15 protein-coding genes are annotated in these 19554 nt (G+C 55.3%); 8 read left to right on the forward strand and 7 right to left on the reverse strand.

The window, feature by feature from the left end:
* Positions 1-37 precede the first annotated feature (37 nt).
* From LDN84_RS11225 to LDN84_RS11235, 3 genes are read right to left on the reverse strand one after another with little or no spacing between them, the layout of a single operon-like run.
* Positions 38-418, reverse strand: a complete 381-nt coding sequence (locus tag LDN84_RS11225) for a type II toxin-antitoxin system VapC family toxin (RefSeq protein ID WP_223912587.1) — start codon at positions 416-418, stop codon at positions 38-40.
* Positions 415-621, reverse strand: coding sequence for a type II toxin-antitoxin system VapB family antitoxin (locus LDN84_RS11230; protein WP_223912589.1), 207 nt, complete (start codon positions 619-621; stop codon positions 415-417). The genes LDN84_RS11225 and LDN84_RS11230 overlap by 4 nt, the downstream gene beginning before the upstream one ends.
* A gap of 15 nt (positions 622-636) precedes the next feature.
* Positions 637-849: a hypothetical protein gene (locus LDN84_RS11235; RefSeq protein ID WP_223912591.1), complete on the reverse strand. Its 213-nt coding sequence runs from the start codon at positions 847-849 to the stop codon at positions 637-639.
* A 15-nt stretch (positions 850-864) separates the two neighbouring features.
* On the opposite strand from LDN84_RS11235, the gene LDN84_RS11240 reads away from it, so the two are divergent.
* The 3 genes from LDN84_RS11240 to LDN84_RS11250 all read left to right on the forward strand — a co-directional run bounded on the left by LDN84_RS11240 (position 865) and on the right by LDN84_RS11250 (position 4048).
* The gene (locus LDN84_RS11240) at positions 865-1503 is read left to right on the forward strand and encodes an NAD(P)H-dependent oxidoreductase (RefSeq protein ID WP_223912594.1); all 639 of its coding nucleotides are present in this window, start codon (positions 865-867) and stop codon (positions 1501-1503) included.
* 242 nt (positions 1504-1745) lie between these two features.
* A complete protein-coding gene (locus LDN84_RS11245) occupies positions 1746-2366 on the forward strand; it encodes a YqiJ family protein (RefSeq protein WP_223912597.1) in 621 nt (206 codons plus the stop codon).
* A 17-nt stretch (positions 2367-2383) separates the two neighbouring features.
* Positions 2384-4048, forward strand: a complete 1665-nt coding sequence (locus LDN84_RS11250; protein ID WP_223912600.1) for a flotillin family protein — start codon at positions 2384-2386, stop codon at positions 4046-4048.
* A gap of 19 nt (positions 4049-4067) precedes the next feature.
* Here the strand turns inward: LDN84_RS11250 and LDN84_RS11255 are convergent, their stop codons facing one another.
* Positions 4068-4526, reverse strand: coding sequence for a GNAT family N-acetyltransferase (locus LDN84_RS11255; RefSeq protein ID WP_223912604.1), 459 nt, complete (start codon positions 4524-4526; stop codon positions 4068-4070).
* Between the two features lie 49 nt (positions 4527-4575).
* The gene (locus tag LDN84_RS11260; protein WP_223912607.1) at positions 4576-5052 is read right to left on the reverse strand and encodes an Lrp/AsnC family transcriptional regulator; all 477 of its coding nucleotides are present in this window, start codon (positions 5050-5052) and stop codon (positions 4576-4578) included.
* Between the two features lie 114 nt (positions 5053-5166).
* Here LDN84_RS11260 and LDN84_RS11265 point away from each other — a divergent pair, with 114 nt between their 5' ends.
* Entirely contained in the window at positions 5167-6399 is a 1233-nt protein-coding gene (locus LDN84_RS11265) for an aminotransferase class V-fold PLP-dependent enzyme (protein ID WP_223912609.1), read from the forward strand.
* A gap of 80 nt (positions 6400-6479) precedes the next feature.
* On the opposite strand, the gene LDN84_RS11270 is transcribed toward LDN84_RS11265, so the two are convergent.
* Positions 6480-8513 (reverse strand): UvrD-helicase domain-containing protein, encoded by a 2034-nt coding sequence (locus tag LDN84_RS11270; protein WP_223912612.1) that lies wholly within the window; start codon positions 8511-8513, stop codon positions 6480-6482.
* 205 nt (positions 8514-8718) lie between these two features.
* Between LDN84_RS11270 and LDN84_RS11275 the strand changes: the two genes are divergently transcribed.
* The 4 genes from LDN84_RS11275 (at position 8719) to LDN84_RS11290 (ending at position 17538) form a co-directional block, all read left to right on the forward strand.
* A complete protein-coding gene (locus tag LDN84_RS11275; protein ID WP_223912614.1) occupies positions 8719-9699 on the forward strand; it encodes a sugar ABC transporter substrate-binding protein in 981 nt (326 codons plus the stop codon).
* Between the two features lie 27 nt (positions 9700-9726).
* The gene (locus tag LDN84_RS11280; protein ID WP_223912617.1) at positions 9727-12339 is read left to right on the forward strand and encodes a hybrid sensor histidine kinase/response regulator; all 2613 of its coding nucleotides are present in this window, start codon (positions 9727-9729) and stop codon (positions 12337-12339) included.
* Between the two features lie 252 nt (positions 12340-12591).
* Complete coding sequence (locus tag LDN84_RS11285) at positions 12592-16464, forward strand: EAL domain-containing protein (protein WP_223912619.1); 3873 nt, start codon at positions 12592-12594, stop codon at positions 16462-16464.
* Between the two features lie 69 nt (positions 16465-16533).
* Positions 16534-17538 (forward strand): GGDEF domain-containing protein, encoded by a 1005-nt coding sequence (locus LDN84_RS11290; RefSeq protein ID WP_223912621.1) that lies wholly within the window; start codon positions 16534-16536, stop codon positions 17536-17538.
* On the opposite strand, the gene LDN84_RS11295 is transcribed toward LDN84_RS11290, so the two are convergent.
* Positions 17482-19542: a peptidase U32 family protein gene (locus LDN84_RS11295; RefSeq protein ID WP_223912629.1), complete on the reverse strand. Its 2061-nt coding sequence runs from the start codon at positions 19540-19542 to the stop codon at positions 17482-17484. The two genes, LDN84_RS11290 and LDN84_RS11295, sit on opposite strands and share 57 nt — an antisense overlap.
* Positions 19543-19554 lie beyond the last annotated feature (12 nt).

A 19554-nucleotide genomic window follows, 5' to 3' on the forward strand; every position in this document is an offset into this window, starting at 1 on the left:
GACATCTGATTGCGTCTTTGCGCTGCAGTCCTCAGCCTCAATGCAGCATCGACCGATAGGCCACAGCAAACCGCCCAGCCAAGTCCGCCAGGCGTTTATCCAGCGTCCACAACTCAGCCCCCGGCGTGATGAGTGTGGATGCGAGCAAGGTCATGTCAACCAGCCCACAGCCCAGCCCATACAGCTTTTCGCGTTCGATGAAAGCCATGACCTCGCTCAGGCTCGCCTGCTTGCACGGCTGTAACAGGCCCAAGTAGCTCAGCGTCTGGGCACGTGGTGCCGGTGGTGTTCCGCAGGCGATTTCGGCAATGACCATGGGATGCGTGAGCGCAAGGTCTTGCCCGATCAGGTCAATCAACACATCGTTACTGTTTCGAAAGTGGTCTATCCACACCGAGGTGTCGATAAGCACGCTCATGACGCAGCGGGCTCTTCCCGGCGGCGCGGTACATCCTTTATTTCAGACTTCGAACCGCCTAAGGCGGCAAGACGCTTGGCCGCTTGCACGCGCACAAAAGTCTTGATGGCTTCCCGGAAAATGTCGGCCTTGTCCATATCCGGGTCGGCCACCTCCAGGGCTTTTTCGTAGAGGGTGTCGTCAATCGTGACTGTGGTACGCATTGGGAATTCTCCGCGTCAAATATGATGTAGATTCGTATCATACTTCTCATCTTTGGTAAGGTCGCGATGTGCTGCCACACCCGCCACTTCAACCACAGCCAGCAATATGATGGGCTGTTTCTTCGTACCTTGATGGTTGCGAAGATGCTTTGGACAGAGTCGTCTTTGAATTGTGTCTGCTGCTCTTGCAATTTTTGCAAGCCCCCCAAGATTTGAAGTCTTATCCATTTTGTGAGTGATCTCATGTCTGACCTGATTAGCAAACTGCAATGGCGTTATGCCACCAAAAAGATGAATCCTGCCAAAGTCGTTCCTCAGGAGAAAGTGGATCGTATTCTGGAAGCAGTGCGTCTGACGGCTTCCTCTAGTGGTCTGCAGCCGTATGAAGTTTTTGTTGTGACCAACAAAGATGTGCGTGAGAAGATCAAGCCCATCGCCTGGAACCAGGAGCAGATCACAGACTGCTCGCACTTGCTGGTTTTCGCTGCCTGGGACAACTACACCGCCGAGCGCATCAACATGATGTTTGACCTGGTCAACGAGCAACGCGGCTTCAAGAGCGAAGGCTGGGAAAACTACCGCCAGATGCTGCTCAGCACCTACGTGCCGCGCGATGCCGAGGTCAACTACCAGCACGCCGCACGCCAGGCCTACATCGGCTTGGGCACCGCCCTGATTGCCGCTGCCGAAGAGCAAGTTGATGCGACCCCCATGGAAGGCTTTGACCCCAAGGCGCTCGACGAAATCCTGAACCTCAAGGAACGTGGTCTGCGCAGTGTGGTGATCGTGCCGCTGGGTTACCGTGCGGATGAAGGCGACTGGCTGGTGAGCCTGCAAAAAGTGCGTCGTGACCGCGACAACTTTGTGACCGATGTGAAGTAATTCTGCTGGGTTGGTTTGAAATAAAAAGGGCTGGTGCAAACCGGCCCTTTTTGCTTATGAGCCATGCCTGGAGCGACCGCTGCAAGATGATTGTTGTGATGAATGGTCGCTTGTCCGAGATTTTTTTACGTGTTGCGTCGGCAACACCATGAAAACCGGGATGTTGCTGCCTGAAAATGAAGAGAATTGGCCGAATGAAGCCATCCATGCGGCAATACTGCTGCAACACTCAGGTGGGGAATATGGAATTTCTTGTTGTACCGCAGTCGCTGCCTTTTGTAGCTGCTGCCTTGTTGGTGCTGTTCATTGGCCTCACCGAGGCCGTCGCCGTGATGGCGGGGATGAGCGTCTCGGGCTGGCTGGACAATTGGTCACCTGATGGTCTGGACGGGGCCGCCGACTCCTGGTTGGGGTGGCTGCATGTTGGCAAAGCCCCTTTACTGGTATTGCTGGTGATTTTGTTGACGGCCTTTGCGCTGATCGGCTTGGTTCTGAATGCCATGAGCTTCAGTCTGTTTGGCATTTATCCCTTCCCTTTGTTGTCCGTGCCGCTGAGTCTGGTTGCAGCACTGCCTGTGGTGCATGTCTCTGGTGCGGTGATTGCCCGCCTCATTCCCCGCGACGAAACCTCTGCCGTGGCACTGGAGACACTGGTGGGTCAACTGGCGGTGGTGATCAACGGCACAGCGCGTGCCAACTATCCCGCTGAGGCCAAGTTGAAAACCGAGCAGGGTCAAACGTTGTATGTGCGTGTTGAACCCGAGCATGGTGAATTTAAGGCAGGGGATTCTGTGCTGCTCATCAAACAAATTTCCGGGACGCGGTTCCTCGCTATGGCCAATCCGCAGCCCGACATTCTTTAATCACAAGGAGGAACTGTATGGATCAATTATTGGGTTTGGGCGTGGTGGCGGCGGTTGTACTGGTTGGACTGCTGACCATTGGAATGATTTTTGCCCGCCTGTACCGCCGCTCATCCAAAGAGCTGGCGTTTGTGCGCACTGGCCTGGGCGGGCAAAAAGTGGTGATGGATGGTGGTGCGATCGTGCTGCCCATTTTTCATGAGTGCGTCAGCATCAACATGAACACACTCAAGCTGGAAGTCTCGCGCTCCGGTGCCGACAGTCTGATCACGCTGGATCGCCTGCGTGTGGATGCCGTGGCGGCATTTTTCGTGCGCGTCAGCCCCAGTGTGGACGGTGTGGCCAATGCCGCCCAAACCCTTGGCCAGCGCACCATGCATCCCGACTCCTTAAAAGAGCTAGTGGAAGACAAGTTTGTGGATGCACTGCGTGCCGCCGCGGTTTCCATGAGCATGCACCAGTTGCTGGACAAGCGCGGCGACTTCATCCAGGCGGTACAAAACGCGGTGTCTGAAGACTTGTTGAAAAACGGTCTGGAGTTGGAGTCGGTGAGCCTGACCCGCCTGGATCAAACCCCAATCAAATTCTTCGATGCACAAAACGCCTTTGATGCTGAAGGTCTGACCAAGCTCACGCAGCAAACCCAGCAACGCGCCAGGGAACGCAATGAGATTGAGCAGGATACTTCGGTGGCGATTGCCAAGAAGAATTTTGAGGCATCACAACTCAAGCTCAACATTGAAAAAGACCAGACCTTTGCCACCCTGCACCAGCAACAAGAAGTAGCCACGCGCAACGTGCAGCAAAAAGCCGAAATCGCCAGCATCACCGCGCAACGCGACCGCGAGGCCCAGCAGGCCCGCATTGATGCCGAGCGTCTGGTGCAGGAGGCCGATGTGGAGAAAAACCGCGCCATCCGCCAGCGTCAGATTGAGGCTGACCGCGATGTGCAAGTGACCAAGATCGAACAAGAAAAGCGCACCACCTTGGCCGATCAGGACAAGCTGATTTCCATTGCCGAGCGGTCTAAAGCGCAGTCCGAGGCTGAAACCCAGGCCAATGAAGCCCGAGCCCTGGCCGCACGCGCGGAAGAGCAAGTCAAGACCGCCCGCGAAGTGGCGGTAGCTGAGCGCGAAAAACAAATTGCCCTTGTTTCCGCCGAGCAGGCCGCGCAGCAACAAGCCATTGGTGTGCGCGTCTCGGCGGAAGCCGAAAAAGATGCGGCCCAAAACCTGGCCGAAGCCGTGAAGATCAAGGCAGAAGCACAACAGGTGCAATACCAGGTGGAGGCCAAAGGCATTGAAATGCGCAACGCCGCGCTCAACACCCTGGCCGCCGAGCAAATCGCCATGCAAGTCAAAATGCGTTTGCTCGAAGTGTTGCCGTCCATCATCGAAGCCTCGGTCAAACCGATGGAGAAAATCGACGGCATCAAGATCGTGCAGGTGGATGGGCTCAACCGTGGCAGTCATGGCGCATCAGGTACGGCCGGTGCGGCACCTGGCGGAGGCAATCTGGCCGAACAAGCCGTAGCTGCAGCCCTCACTTACCGCGCCCAGCAACCGATACTGGATGCCGTACTCAACGAAATTGGAATCAAGGGCGGTGACCTGAACGGACTCATTCAACCCCTGACGCGGGAGTTTCAAGCCGCGCAAACGGCCAGCGCATCAGGTAGCTGAACCTCTTGTTCTGCAGGAGTTACAGCACTTTTTTGTTGAAGGCCAAAAAAACTTCGTCTAACGCCCAGCCCATGGCGCGGTAAATGGACTGGGCGTTGTTGTTGGTACGGGCCGTGGTGAGGTCCAGACGAGCGACACCGTGGCTGCGGCCAAGTTCCTCTGCAGCTTGCAGCAAGCCCTTACCTACACCGAGCTTGCGAGCTTCGGGGGCGACGTACAGGTCATAGAGCGTGAAGATGGGCTGTGCAATAACCGAGCAATACGATGGGTACAGCTGGCAGAAACCCATGGCTTCACCTTGCTCATCCACTGCCAGCAAAATGTGCGATTCTTTACGGGCCATACGCTCGCCAATGAATGTGGTGGCCAATGCCAAGTCGGGTGCCTGTTCGTAGAACTGGCGGTAAGCGTCAAACAGGCGTGCGACAGCGGGAATGTCTTGCTCGGTGGCAAGGCGAATGGTGACTGCAGTGGTCAATGGAGAATCCTTTTGAAAAGTGCTTGCTCGGTGCCCGGAGGGTGAGTCGTTATTCTGACCGGATGCTGGGCGATGGTTCGGGCTTCACCGTATCCAGACAGATGTACGACTGGGTGCTGAGGATGTCGGGATGGCCATTGAGCTCATCCACCAGAAAACGGGTGAATTCGGCCATGTTGCGCGCACGCACTTTCACCAAAAAATCGACATCCCCCGTGATGCCATGGCAGGTGACCACGGCAGCGTGCAGTTGCAACAGATGTATCACCCGCTCACGGCTGCCCGTGGTGCCTTTGCGGATGGTGATGACCACCCAGGCGGCAATGTCAAACCCGAGACTGGCATCGTCAATCAAGGCGGTGTAGCCCTTGATCACGCCAGCCTCTTCCAGGCGGCGCACCCGGCGCAGGCATTGCGAGGGTGACAGCCCAATCTGCGATGCCAGTTCCAGGTTGCTTACCCGGCCATCTTGGCGTAGGGCTTCAATGATCTTGCTGTCGAGTGAGTCGATATCGATTTTTTCCATGTGAGGTGGTGGCGCAATTTAATTGCATGTTTATACCTTTTTATGCTTCAAATGAAAGCACATTGCGCCACCTCTTGCCTAGAATAAAAATTCCAACCACAACGAGGCTCTCACATGGCAGTCACTTTGGATACCGATTTTGTACGGCAGCAGTTCCCAGCCTTCCAGGAGCCCTCCCTGGCGGGGCAGGCTTTTTTTGACAATGCGGGGGGCTCCTATGCTTGCCAGCAAGTGATTGGGCGGCTGGATCAGTATTACCGGCAAACCAAGCTGCAGCCCTATGGCGTGCACCCCGCTTCACGCGCCGCCGGGCAGGCCATGGACAGCGCCCATGAGAGGCTGGCCGAGTACCTGGGGGTGCTGCCGCAAGAGGTGCACCTGGGGCCATCCACCTCGCAAAACACCTATGTGCTGGCGCAGGCCTTTGCCAAGCGGCTGCAAGCGGGGGATGAGATCATCGTCACCAACCAGGACCATGAAGCCAACAGCGGGGTCTGGCGGCGGTTGGCCAGCCAGGGCATCGTCATCAAGGAATGGCCCATCGACCCCGTCACCGGCCAGCTGCAGGTGGCAGCGCTTGAGCCCCTGCTGAGCCCGCGCACCAAGGTGGTGGCGTTTACCCATTGCTCCAACATCCTGGGGCAGATCAACCCGGTGGCCGAGGTTTGTGCCATGGCGCATGCGGTGGGGGCCAGAACCGTGGTGGATGGTGTGTCTTACGCCGGGCATGGGTTTGTGGATGTGCCGCAACTGGGGGCCGACATCTACCTGTTTTCGCTCTACAAAACCTTTGGCCCGCACCAGGGGCTGATGGTGATCCGCCAGGACACGGCGCAGTTCCTGGGCAACCAGGCGCACTATTTCAACGAGGCCTTCATCCACAAATGGTTTGTACCTGCCGGGCCGGACCACGCCCAGGTGGCGGCCAGCGCCGGGGTGGTGGACTACTTTGATGCACTCTACGCACACCACTTTCCAGCAGGTACGCCGGGGCAGAAAAAAAGCCATGCGGTGAGTGGCTTGCTGCGCTCGGCTGAGGTGGGCTTGCTGCAAAGGTTGCTGGATTTTTGCCAGCACGACCCGCGCGTGCGCTTGCTGGGGCCTGCCAACGTGGCTGAGCGGGCTGCTACCGTGTCGCTGATTCCCCAAAACCACTCGGTGGCAGAAGTCGCCCAGCGCCTGGCCGACAAGGGCATCATTTGCGGGGGCAGCCACTTCTACGCGGTGCGCTTGTTGCAGGCCATGGGGCTGGACCCGGATGCCGGTGTGTTGCGTCTGTCTTTTGTGCACTACACCAGCGAAGATGAGATGACGCAGTTGCTTGAGGCGCTGGATGCGGTGTTGTAGCGGTATATTTTGAACAAATGAGCATATAGCCCTTGTACCATCTGCACAAGAAGCTATATATTTGATAGCTATTTAAGACTTTATTCCTTGCGAATGTCTGCCAGCGCAGCATCTCCCTCAGCTTCGGTCAACCCCAGACTTTTCATGAAAAGGCTTGGGGATGTTGTGCTGGGGTAAATTGTCAGCTCTTTGCGCACGCGGGTAAGGCCGACGTACAAGGTGTTGAACTCCTCGGCCATATCCGCCGTGGGGTCGGGAAACTCGCCTTGGGCCAGATAGGGCAGCAGCACCGCGTCAAATTCCAGGCCCTTCACACTGGCAATGCTGGCCAGCAGCAGGGGTTCGGCTTTGCTGGCTTTTTGCTTCTGCTGTTTTTGCTCGGTGGCGTTCAGACTCTGGAACAGGTGGGCCGGGCTGTCAAAACGCTCAGCCATGTGGGAGAGCCAGCGCAAATTCGATTCAGCCTCCAGTCTGCGGCGCTGTGACACCAGGGCATCACCCAGCAGAGTCTGGATGTGCAGCGCTTTCAGCAGGGCGCTCAACATGTCCGGGCCACTTGGCTTGCGGATGATGTCCACCGCTGCCAGCAGGCGCTTCTGAATGCTGGCGGGCGCATTGCGCAGCACCTGATTCTCAAAAAACGAGGTCAAAAACAGCGGGTTGTCGGTGACGCTGCGGATCGCCGAGGCCAGCAAATCCTGTTGCGATTCATGCTCGCGGCCATCCACCACGATGCTGGAGCCTGAGAAAAACAGCAGCGCACGCATGACTTCTTCGCGGGTTTTGACTTCGGTGACGCTGCGCAGGTCGTCGGTGGCCACGGCCAGCAGGCCACGCACAAACAGCACCTCGGGCCGCAGCACGTAGCTTTTGAAACCGAGCGTCTCGTAGGGCATGCCGTCTTCGATCAGCGCGTTTTCAATCTGCACCGACTGGTGTGGGTGGCGCAGCAAAATCGCGCAACTGGCAGTCTTGGACTTGTGTTGAGCCCGAAAGGCTTCGGCATCGGCCAGCACTTGGGCGGCGCAGGCCTCTACGCTGTTGTAAGGTGAGAACCTGACCTGGCTGGGGTAGGGTGCTTTGGAGGCGTAGCGTTTGTTGGCGACTTTGCCGGCCAGCCGGGCCACGCTGGTGTTGAAGCGAAAGCTGTGGGTCAGCGGGTATCTGACGATGGCGTGGGTGCTCAGCTCGGCCAGTTCGTCGCGCATGAAGCGGGCATCGGCCCCGTTGGCTTTGTGAATCACCTGGTCCACGTCGCCCACGCCGCAGAAGAAGCAGCGGTTGGTGGTCAGCACTTTTTGCAGAACGCTGAACATGGCGCGGTTCATGTCGTGCATCTCATCCACCACCACCACTTTCACATGGCTGGGCCAACTGTGGCAGGTGCTGACTTCGCCGTCCTCAAACAGCAGATGCGCCAGGTCGTAAGTGGCATCCGTGGCCCCGCGAAACAGTGGCCGTTGCGGGTCAGCCATGCGGATTTTTTCAAACGCCAGGTAAATCCTGAGCTGGGTGTACTCGATGCCAATGGTCTCGGCATAGTCGGGGGTCACGGGCTGGTCATTACGCTCCAGCACGTCGAGCATCGTGCCCTTGAGGTATTCACTTTGCTGCACAAACACATCCACCATGCCGTAGTCGCCCGGTGTCGGCATCAGAAAGTGGTCCGGCCAGCGTTCACCAGGGTCGTCGGCCACGCGCTCAACCGCCTGCCACAACACCGGGCTGAGTTGGTCGGCTTCGGTGTACACCGGGGCGGCGCGGTCTTCCAGCTCACGCAGCACCTGGGTGCAAAAAGCCTCAAAGGTCTGGATTCTGAATTGATGAATGACGACTGCCGGAAGGCCGAGCTTTTTCAGGGCAGCTTTGAGTGCCTGGCAGGCGGCATCGGTGTAGGTGAGCGCCAAAATTTGCTCGGGCCGGGTACGCCGGGTCCAGGCCTCGGCCATACGCAGCGCCAGTACAGTGGTTTTAGCAGCACCGGCGTTGGCCTCCACAAGGACTACCCGCGCCGGGCTGATTTGAATGGCCTGCTGCTCGTCAGTGGGTTTAATGGTTTTGGGGTTGAAGTGTGCGACCGCTTTGGACTTGTCTGCGCTGGAGGGTTGATTCATGACTAGGTGTGCTTCAAGCGGTTTGGAGGGATCGATTATTGCGATAACCAATATCCCCAGGTGTCAGTGCCAACACTTGGACTCAAGTGGTAAAAAATCAGGAGAGTTGATGACATGGAAAGATGATGCAAGTCAATTACCAGATAGACAACATTGGCTATATTGGCTTGGTCTTAATTCATCACTCACACTCTCTGGAGACATCATGAAACCCTTGCATTTTCTGCCTGCGCTTGTTATTGGGTTGAGTTTGCAGGGGTGTGAACAGTCCAGCGTTCCCAGCGTGACCACGGCAGCTCAGATGCCCGCAGCAGTGGCCCCCGCCAAAGTTCAAAAACAAATCGGATTGGTCATGAAAACCTTGACTAACCCATTTTTTGTCGAAATGGAAAAAGGCGCTCGGCGGGCTGAAAAAGAGCTGGGTATTACCCTGAAGGTTAAAACAGCAGCACAGGAAACCTCCATCGAGCAGCAAATCCAGCTGGTTGACGATTTGATCACTGACAAGGTAGATGCCATTGTGATTGCCCCTGGAGACTCACAACGCTTGGTGCCGGCTCTGAAAAAAGCGGTTGATGCGGGAATCAAAATTGTCAACATCGACAACCGGTTGGATCAGGAGGCTGTTAAGCAAGCCGGGTTGAAACCGATACCCTTCATCAGTGTGGACAATGAAGCCGGTGCTTACAAGGTTGGGCAATTTCTGGTGAAGGGCATCACTGTGCCCACTGAATTGGCCATGCTTGAGGGCATTCGCAGCGCAGACAATGCGCAGCAGCGCTCGCAAGGGGCACGTCGGGCTTTTTCAGAAAATAAGTGGGTCAAGGTAGTTGCTGCCGAGACCGCCAACTGGAAAATCGATGAAGGCTACAGCGTCAGCAAAGCTATTTTTTCCACACATCCCAATGTCAAACTGGTTTTTGCCGCCAATGACATGATGGCCATTGGTGCCATCAAATTTCTGCAAGAAAGTGGTCGAACCCATGTCAAGATAGTTGGTTATGACGCGTTGGATGAGGCCCTGGTTGAAATCAAATCCGGCCGTTTGCTGGCCACCATTGACCAGCAGGCTGCCGAGCAGGGCTACCAGGGCATTGCGTTGGCCAATCGTTTGGCACATGGCAGTACGGTACCTGAAGTGACCCTGATTGACACCCGATTGGTTACCGCTCACGCGGCCCCCTGATTGGGTAGCGTGGTTGGGTTTGTAGTGATGACGTGGCGTTTTAACTTAACGGCCAAGATGCTGGCCTTTTTGCTTCTGGCAGGTGTACTGCCTTTGGTCTTATTGGGTTTGACCGCATTTGGCATTTCAAAACAGGTGCTGATTGAGCAGGCTGAATCAGACAACTCGCGTTTACTGGCCAGTTTTTCGTCGTATTTGCGCCTTTACCAAAGCCAGATTGAAGACATGGCCACCAATCTGGCGGGCGATCCAGCCATTGGTCAGGCCTTGGTGCAGGTTGATGCTGCAGCGTCCAATACGTTCAGTGCACTCGAGATGCGTGCCCAAATGGGGTACATCCTGAACAACTTTGTGCGTGTGAAAGGGCTTGATTCCATTCATCTTTTTTCTGTCGGTGGTGCACATTTCCAGGCCGGGCAGACGCTGGACTTTAGCCCGGTTCAAAAAGCGGTGGCAGATGCTCTTTTACAAGAAGCGTTGTCTGCGCCAACGCCGATTCTGTGGCGCGGTATTGATGCCAATTTAAACCAGAATGCGGCCCAGTCCAAGGTTATCAGTGTGGTGCGCGCCATTCACTATTTTTCGTCCTCCAGTGGCAAATCAGAGGTGATTGGCCTGCTGGTGATCAACCTTAACGACGAAATCATGCGCCGGTATCTGGAAGGAATAACACTCGCACCTGGCACACAACTGATGAAGCTTGATCGCAGGGGGCAAATTGAGCTGCATGCGGACACCAAGCGTTTTGGGCAGCCCTTGACACCAGCCATGTTGGCTTTGGTGAAATCAACCAAGCCGGTAACCCGCTTGGTATTGGATGGCCAAGAGATGCTCATGGCTGTCCAACCCACAGCCCAACAAGGTTGGCTGATCACTTTGTCGCCACGCGCACGCCTGACCCAAAAGATCAACCAACTGGCTTTGGTCACCTTTGGTTTGGTCTTGCTGGCCATTTCGGCCATGGGGATATTGACCTGGTACTTTGCCAAAACGGTGGTTTGGCCAATAAGGGCTGTTTCCGATGGTTTTGCGGCCATCGCCAAAAACCCGGATGAACCCCATGATCTGTTGCCTACCGGGCTTGCAAAAGACGAGGTTTTTCAACTGATACAGGGGTACAACAATCACCTGCTGGCACTCCAGATTCAGCGCAAAGTCACACAGGAGTTGGGTCTGGCCAAGACCCATGCCGAGGCAGCCAATCTGGCCAAAAGCCGGTTTCTGGCCACCATGAGCCATGAAATTCGCACCCCTATGAATGGTATTTTGGGCATGGCACAACTGCTGCTGATGCCCAATCTTTCACCCCAAAAGCAGCAGGATTACGCTCAAACCATTTTGTCCAGTGGCAAAACCCTGCTTGGTCTGCTGAACGACATTCTTGATTTATCCAAAATTGAAGCAGGAAAATTTCAACTGGAAAGAGTTGCTTTCAAACCCGACACGTTATTGACTGAAATACAGTCGTTGTTTGAAGGTGCTGCACACGCCAAAGATTTACAGTTGAAAAATCAGTGGCATGGTGCCGCCGAACAAATCTACCAAGCTGATGCACACCGTTTGCGCCAAATGCTGTCCAACCTGGTTGGCAACGCCATCAAGTTCACCAGGCAAGGTCAAATTTCCATGGAGTGTTCTGAGATTGAGCGGGATACCGCCACGGCCTTACTGGAGTTTTCGGTAAGTGACTCGGGGATTGGCATCGCGCCTGAAAAGCTTGACTTGCTGTTCAAACCGTTCTCCCAAACCGACAGCTCGACCACCCGAGAATTTGGTGGTACGGGCCTGGGACTGTCGATTGTGAGCACATTGGCACATGCCATGGGCGGGGATGTGGGTCTGCAAAGCAAGTTGGGGGAAGGTTCGCGTTTCTGGTTTCGTGTACATGTTGAAGTGCTTGAGCCACAGCAAGAGGCTCTATCCAGTGCTGTAAGCATGATGGCCGGAAACCGGGCACCCACTCAAGCGCATCAGCTGCATGGCAAAGTGCTGGTCGTTGAAGACAACCCGGTGAATTGCATGGTGATTGGTGCACTTTTGACACAACTGGGCCTGACTCACACGGTTGCCTCCAATGGGCAGCAAGCAGTACAAGCTATTCGTGAAGGTGAGCAACCTGACATTATTTTGATGGATCTGCAAATGCCGGTGCTTGATGGTTACGCCGCCACTGAGCAAATCCGTCAATGGGAGTACGAGTCCGGTCAATCTCGTTTACCCATCATTGCTTTGACTGCCGATGCCTTTGAAGAAGACCGCCAGCGTTCCCGTGATGTGGGTATGGACGGGTTTCTGACCAAGCCGATTGCCATGACGGACTTGGTGGCGGCCCTTGACAATTACCTGTCGAGCAAAACGGCGACGCGAAAGTGCTTGGAACTCGCAAGTCATCACATCCTGGATGTGAAAGCCTTTAAGGCCGTGGTGGCAGAACTTATACCGTTGCTGGAACAACACAAGTTTGCCGCTATCCCTTGTTTTGAGAAACTGATTCCGCTTGTGGCGGGAACAACTATTGCAGATGATATTCATGCCTTGCAACTGGCACTCAAAGACATGCGGTTTGAATTTGTCCAAACACGGTTAAATCAAATGGCAGGGAGTCTGGTCAGTGCGGAAAACCTGAATTCCGAACTGTAAGTCGCTGCTCCATAACAGCTCATCTATCCCCCAAAGTGGGTGCAATTTAGGGGCAATTTTTTGTACCCACTTTCAGTCCGCTTTATCAGCCACAATTTGTTTCATGTGTCAGTGAAGTGAAGCCTTGTTGATTCACAATAAGTCCAAGGCACATGCCAAATTGCAAGAACTCAAATGCCCTGATACAAGGAGCCTGGTTGGAAGCCGATATCCATGAAGTAATGTGTTACTTCATGCTGATCAGAATACCCTATGCTTAATCCAAAGCCTCTCATTCTGGCCATTGACGACAGCCCCGCCAATTTATTGACACTGGGCATGGCACTGGAGCCGGATTTTGAATTGCAAATTGCCACTTCTGGGGCCATGGGTTTGACGCTGGCACTTGAAATGCCGCCTGACCTGATCCTGCTGGACATCATGATGCCCGATATGGACGGTTTTGAGACATGTCGACAGATCAAGGCACATGTGTTGCTAAAAGATATTCCAGTGGTTTTTGTCAGTGCATTGACCGAAATCGAGTCTGAATCCAAGGGCTTGGCATTGGGCGCTGCAGACTTTATTACCAAGCCCATCAATGTTGAAATAGCTCGCCAACGTATACACAATCTGCTTGAACGCGATGCTTTGCGCAAGGATGTGATCGCTCAACGGAACCAACTTAAAAGTCGCCTGGATGAGCTTGATCAAACCAAGAATGAATTGCTGCATTCGCAAAGCACGTTGATACAAAGCGAAGCACTTAAACGCACTATCCTGAATTCGCTGGTCGCTGAAATTGTGGTGATTGATCGCACCGGGGTGATCCTGGCCGTCAATAAGCCATGGATACGCTTTGCCAATGAAAATCGCTTGGTTAATGGGGCTTTACCGACAAGCATTGATATAGGAAGCAACTACATTGAGGTGTGCCAAAGGGTCTGCGACTTGAGTTCACCTGATGCCGGTGGCGCGAGACAGGCCTTGACGGGGATTCACGACGTGCTGGAGGGGCATTTACCCACTTTCAGCATGGAGTATCCATGCCATTCACCTACACAGCAACGCTGGTTCAAAATGCGGGTATCTCCCTTGGGCATAGAGGCTCGGGGCGGAGCGGTCATCAGCCACACTGATATTTCCGAGCGCAAGGAAATGGAACTCAGGCTCAGAGAAAGTGAGTCACACCTTCGTGCCATCATTTTCAACGAACCGGAATGCATCAAGATTGTGGATGCAGAGGGTCTTTTGACTCAAATGAACCCGGCTGGCTTGAAGATGATTGAGGCCGATGATCAAGAGCAAGTGGTTGGTAAGCCGGTGCAGGATCTTATTGCACCGGAGTACCGTGAGGCGTTTTACAAAATGCACCAACGGGTACTTGCGGGTGAATCCGTTGAAATGGAATTTGAAGTTTTGGGTCTCAAGGGCGGGCGACGCTGGCTTGAAACACATGCCGTACCCATGCAGACCGGCCACCAAACAGTGCAATTGGCGGTGACCCGTGATGTCACGTCACGCAAGCAGACTGAACAGGCGTTCAAACAGCAACTGCAATTTGGTCAAGCGCTTAATCTTCTGGCACAGACTATTCTTGAGAATGACGATGATGCGACCATCTTGCAGGCCACCACCCGGGTCGTTGGACAAACACTGTCGCTTGACCGAGTCCTGATCTACCAGGTCTCTTTTGACAAACAACTCGTGACGGGTTTATGTGAGTGGCTTAATCCATTACAGACTGAGCTCACATCAAGTCTTGGCAGCTACCCTTTGTCATTCTTTATCGGTGCAGACCTGGCCTTGCAGCGTAGCAAGCAAGCCATCATCAGTCACTTTGACGATGTCAGTCCTCATTTGCAGGCGGATGGTTCTGCACACATGCTGCATCAAAAATTACACATCAAGAGCCTGCTTTGGTATCCGTTTAATTTTGATGAAACCGGCTATAGCCTGTTGGTTCTTAATCAGGTGTTTAATCTTCGGCACTGGAGCGGACAAGAACTTGATTTCCTGGATGCATTGAGTCGGCAAGTCAACATGGCGCTGCACAAGATCAAACTGATCGAACGGCAAAAAAAGGCAGATGAAAAAATTCATCTGGCGGCCAGTGTGTTCAGCCATGCACGCGAAGGTATTTTTATTGCCAAACTCGACGGCCGTATTGTGGATGTCAACAATGCCTTTACCCGCATCACAGGCTATCAGCGCGAAGAGGTGTTGGGCCAAAATCCGCGCATCTGGAGTTCGGGTCGCCAAGGTATCGAGTTCTACAACAACATGTGGCAGCAACTGTCTCAGAAGGGACATTGGTATGGCGAGCTTTGGAACCGGCGTAAAAATGGTGATTTTTTTGCCGAGATGCTCACCATTTCTGCGGTGCGTGATGCCCACGGTGCACCTGAACATTACGTGGCCCTGTTCTCTGACATCACGGATATCAAGGAACACCAGGAGCAACTGGACCACATCGCCCACTTTGATGCGCTGACCAATTTGCCCAACCGCGTGCTGCTGGCTGACCGGCTGCATCAGGGCATGTTGCAAGAGCAGCGCCGGGGGAAAAAACTGGCAGTGGTGTTTCTGGATCTGGATGGTTTTAAAACCGTCAACGACACCCATGGGCATGAGGCGGGTGATCAATTATTGATCTCCTTGGCCTCGCGCATGAAGCAGTCGCTGCGCGAAGGGGACACCCTGGCACGGATTGGTGGTGATGAATTTGTAGCGGTAATCGGTGAACTTGACGATGCCCAGGCCAGTGTGCCCATGCTCCGGCGATTACTCAGCGCGGCCTCTCAGCCCCTGATGGTCGACCACAAGGTGCTGCAGGTTTCTGCCAGTTTGGGCGTCACGGTTTACCCCCAGGATCAGGAGTTGGATGCCGATCAATTGTTACGCCAGGCTGATCAGGCCATGTACCAGGCTAAGGTATCAGGCAAAAACCGTTACAGCTTTTTTGATGCAGCACAAGACAACGGCATTCGCAGCTACCACGAAAGTATTGAGCGCATGCGCCAAGGGCTGGACAACCATGAATTTGTGTTGTTTTACCAGCCCAAAGTCAATATGCGCACCGGTGCGGTGGTGGGTGCCGAGGCGTTGATTCGTTGGCAACACCCACAAGACGGTTTGATGGTGCCGGACTTGTTTTTGCCTGTGGTTGAAAACCATCCTTTGGCGGTGGAGTTGGGCGAATGGGTCATTCACACGGCCTTACATCAAATTGAAAGCTGGCAAGCCCAAGGTTTGCACCTGCCGGTCAGTGTGAATGTGGGCGCTCGCCAGCTGCAGCAATCAGGTTTTGTCAGCCGCCTTCAAGACATTCTGGCTGAACACCCCGGGGTAGCACCCTCAAGCCTTGGCATTGAAATCCTTGAGACCAGTGCGCTGGAGGATTTGGTGCGGGTTTCGCAAGTGATTGAAGACTGCCGCAAACTGGGTGTGATGTTTGCCATGGACGACTTCGGCACGGGGTATTCATCTTTGACTTACCTGCGCCGCTTGCAGGTGCATATGCTCAAAATTGATCAGAGTTTTGTGCGTAACATGCTGGGCGATACCGACGATCTGGCTATTTTGCAGGGCATCATTGGTCTGGCCCGATCCTTTCGCCGCGAAGCCATTGCCGAAGGTGTCGAAACCGTGGCCCATGGCACCTTGTTGCTGCAACTGGGTTGTGAGCTGGCCCAAGGGTACGGTATCGCTAAACCGATGCCAGCCCATGAGATGTCCAACTGGGTAAAGAGCTGGCATCCGGCCACTGAATGGCTCATGCAGCGGGTGATTGTGCAAGAAGCCTTGCCGGTACTTTATGGGCGCGTCGAGCACCGGGCCTGGATTGCAGCCATGGGCGCACATTTGCGCGGTGAAAGTCTGGCCCCACCGCCGCTGGATGCGCGTCAGTGCCACTTTGGGCAATGGTTGAATGGCCCTGGGAAGGATCACTTTCATCGGGTACCCATGTTTGGCCGATTGGAAGATTTGCACCAGCAGGTACACACTTTGGCGACTCAAATGGTGGCCGAGCAAGCCAATGGACGGAATGCCCAGGCACTGGCCATGTTGCCGGAATTACATGGTTTGCGTGACACTTTACTGGCGCAACTTGACGCACTGCTGGTGTATCAATGTGAAAATTAAAAGGCTCGGTTTTTTCAATACCTATCGTTCCCGCTGGATAGGGTGAATCTACAAAATAAAGGACGTTGGATGAAAATTTTGCTGGTGGATGATGCCCGCTCGGTGGTCATGGTGATGACTTCTCGCCTTGCCAGCTACGGCTATGACGTGGTGCATGCCGCCAACGGTCAAGAGGCGGTAGCGGCTTTTGCCAGCGCCGCACCAGACCTGGTGCTGATGGACATTGAAATGCCCGTCATGAATGGCTTTGAGGCCACCAACCGGATTCGAGCCTTTGAAGCCACCAAACAGTGGGCTTGGACACCGGTCATTTTTCTTACCTCGTCGGATACGGTGGAAAACCTGGTAACTGCCATTGAGGCGGGCGGCGACGATTTCATGAGCAAATTTGTGCCGGAACCGGTGTTGCAGGCCAAGATGAAGGCCATGAGCCGCATTGCCGGTTTGCGTAAAAGCCTGTCCCAGGCCAACCAAAAATTGCAGGACCTGGCCAGCCAGGACGGTTTGACAGGCTTATGCAACCGCCGCAGCATGGACGTGCGCACCGACCAGCTTTGGCTGGAGGCCCAGGCCCGTGAGCAGCCCTTTGGCTTGCTGATGCTTGATATTGATAATTTCAAAAAATACAACGACCACTACGGCCACCAAACCGGTGACGATTGTTTGCGCCAAGTGGCCCATGCCATTGATGCCGCCATCCACCATGCCAATCAACTGGGCATGACCCACAGGGCGTTTACCGCCCGTTACGGGGGCGAAGAGTTCTCAGTGATCATGCCGCGCGCCACCCCGCAGTCGATCCTCAAAGTGGCCAACAGCATCGTCAAGGCGGTGTATGGCCTGGCAATTGCCCATGAACTGAATGAAGCCTGGGGCGTGGTGAGTATTTCAGTGGGGGGTGCGCTGAAAAACCCGGCGCAAGGCGAGGTGGTTGACCTGTTTCGTGAAGCTGATGCGCGGCTCTACCAAGCCAAAACGCTGGGTCGTAACCGCGCAGTGGTCGATGACAGCCCCAATTCAGTGCCCAAACTCGATGGGGTTGTCGACCGGACGGGTTTTGTAGAAAGTCATTGACACACCCGCCGCCAGTTGGGCGCGGGCCGTGGTCAGCTCGGCGCGTGATTGTTTGGCCACCGCCGGTTTCATCTTGCCCATGACATGCATTTCACACGGCTTGCAATCAAAACGCAGCGTCAGTTTTTCTTTGCCGTTGATCAGTTGCAGCGGCTCGGCCCGCACCTGGCCTTGCACACCAATCACGCCCTTGGCCTGCTTGGGGCACAGGCTCAAGGAAAAGCGCACGCAGTGTTTGGTGATCATCAGGCTGACCTTGCCGGTGGCTTCAATCGACTCATAGGCCGCATCGATCACCTTCACCCCATGGCGGGCGTAAAACGTGCGGGCGGCCCGGTTGAACACATTGGCCAGATAGCTCAAGGCATCTTCAAAATAAGGCACCGGCGGCTCAATCGGCTGCGCACGCGGCAGCCGGGGCAGGGCGCTGGCGCGGGCAGACTCCAGCGCCAGCACCGCATCACGGCGCAGGTGGTTGAGCAGAGAGGCGGGTAAAAATAAATGATCAAAATCGGCTGTAGCGCTTGATCCATCTGCGCAAGCAGCTATAAAAATCGTATTGCCCAGGCGGTTCAGTTGACTGCGGATGTGGGCCAAGGCCTCGGCCTGATCCTGCGCCCGCTGGCGTTCGCTTTTCGGCCAAGGCGTGGTGGCCGTGGCGCTGTGGCCGTCTTCATCGGTCAGTGTCAGTTGCACCGTGTCGGCCAGCACCTGCAGGTGCGCCCACACGCTGATGCGCCGATCACTGCTCTTTTTGTCCAGCGCGCGCAGCCAGTTCAGGTCGCGGTTGCGGTTCACTTCCACACCTTTGCGCAGGTCTTTCAGTGTGGCCAGGGCATCTTTGGGGAACACGCGCCACAGGCCTTTGCGGGCGCTCAGGAGCTCGGCGCGGTTGATGGCCAGGCCGACCAGTTCTTTTTGCAAGTCGTAGTAACACAGGCCATCGCCGTTGTGCAGCTCGGTGGTTTTGTGGCTGAGCTCCAGTTCCACCCAGTTGGGGCCGAGCTGAGTGACATAGCCAATCGACTGACCTGGGTTTTTGGGCGTGTCAAACGCGCCAATATCGTCCTGGCGACCATTGACAAAATAGTCGGTGAACTCGCGGTTGAAATTTTGGTTGGGGTCGGGCGTGAAGGTGAAGGTGGTGTGGCCGCTGCTGGCGCGGGCCAGCGGGTTGTCACCGTGCTGGCGCTCTTCTATCAATTCATCAAGCAGCTTGCGGTAATGGGCGGTGATGTTTTTCACATAGGCCATGTCTTTGTAGCGGCCCTCGATCTTGAAGCTGCGAATGCCCGCATCCACCAGTGCGGCAAGGTTGGCGCTCTGGTTGTTGTCTTTCATCGAGAGCACATGTTTGTCATGCGCCACAAAACGGCCCTTGTCGTCCACCACCTGGTAGGGCAGGCGGCAGGCTTGGCTGCATTCGCCCCGGTTGGCACTGCGCCCGGTGTGGGCGGCGCTGATGTAGCACTGGCCACTGTAGGCCACACACAGCGCACCGTGCACAAAAAACTCCAGCGTGCTGCGTGTCGGGTCGGTGGCGGCGCGAATGGCGGCAATTTGTTCCAGCGTCAGCTCCCGCGCCAGCACCATCTGGTTCAGGCCCACATCCTGTAAAAAACGCGCTTTCTCGGGGCTGCGAATGTCGCACTGGGTGCTGGCGTGTAACTGGATCGGTGGCAGATCAAGCTCCAGCAGCCCCATGTCCTGAATGATCAGCGCGTCCACCCCCGCGTCATAGAGTTGCCAGGCCAGTTGGCGGGCCGGTTCCAGCTCGTCGTCACGCAGGATGGTGTTCAGGGTGACAAAAATCCGGCTGCTGAAGCGGTGTGCGTGTGCCACCAGCCGGGCAATGTCTTCGACGCTGTTGTCGGCACTGGAGCGGGCACCAAAGCCCGGCCCACCAATGTAGACCGCATCGGCCCCGTGGTTGACGGCTTCGATGCCAATGGCGGCATCACGTGCCGGGGCCAGGAGTTCAAGTTGGTGGGGGAGGAGTGACATGGGGCGGGATTA

The sequence above is a fragment of the Rhodoferax lithotrophicus genome, from assembly GCF_019973615.1.
Classification (GTDB): domain Bacteria; phylum Pseudomonadota; class Gammaproteobacteria; order Burkholderiales; family Burkholderiaceae_C; genus Rhodoferax; species Rhodoferax lithotrophicus.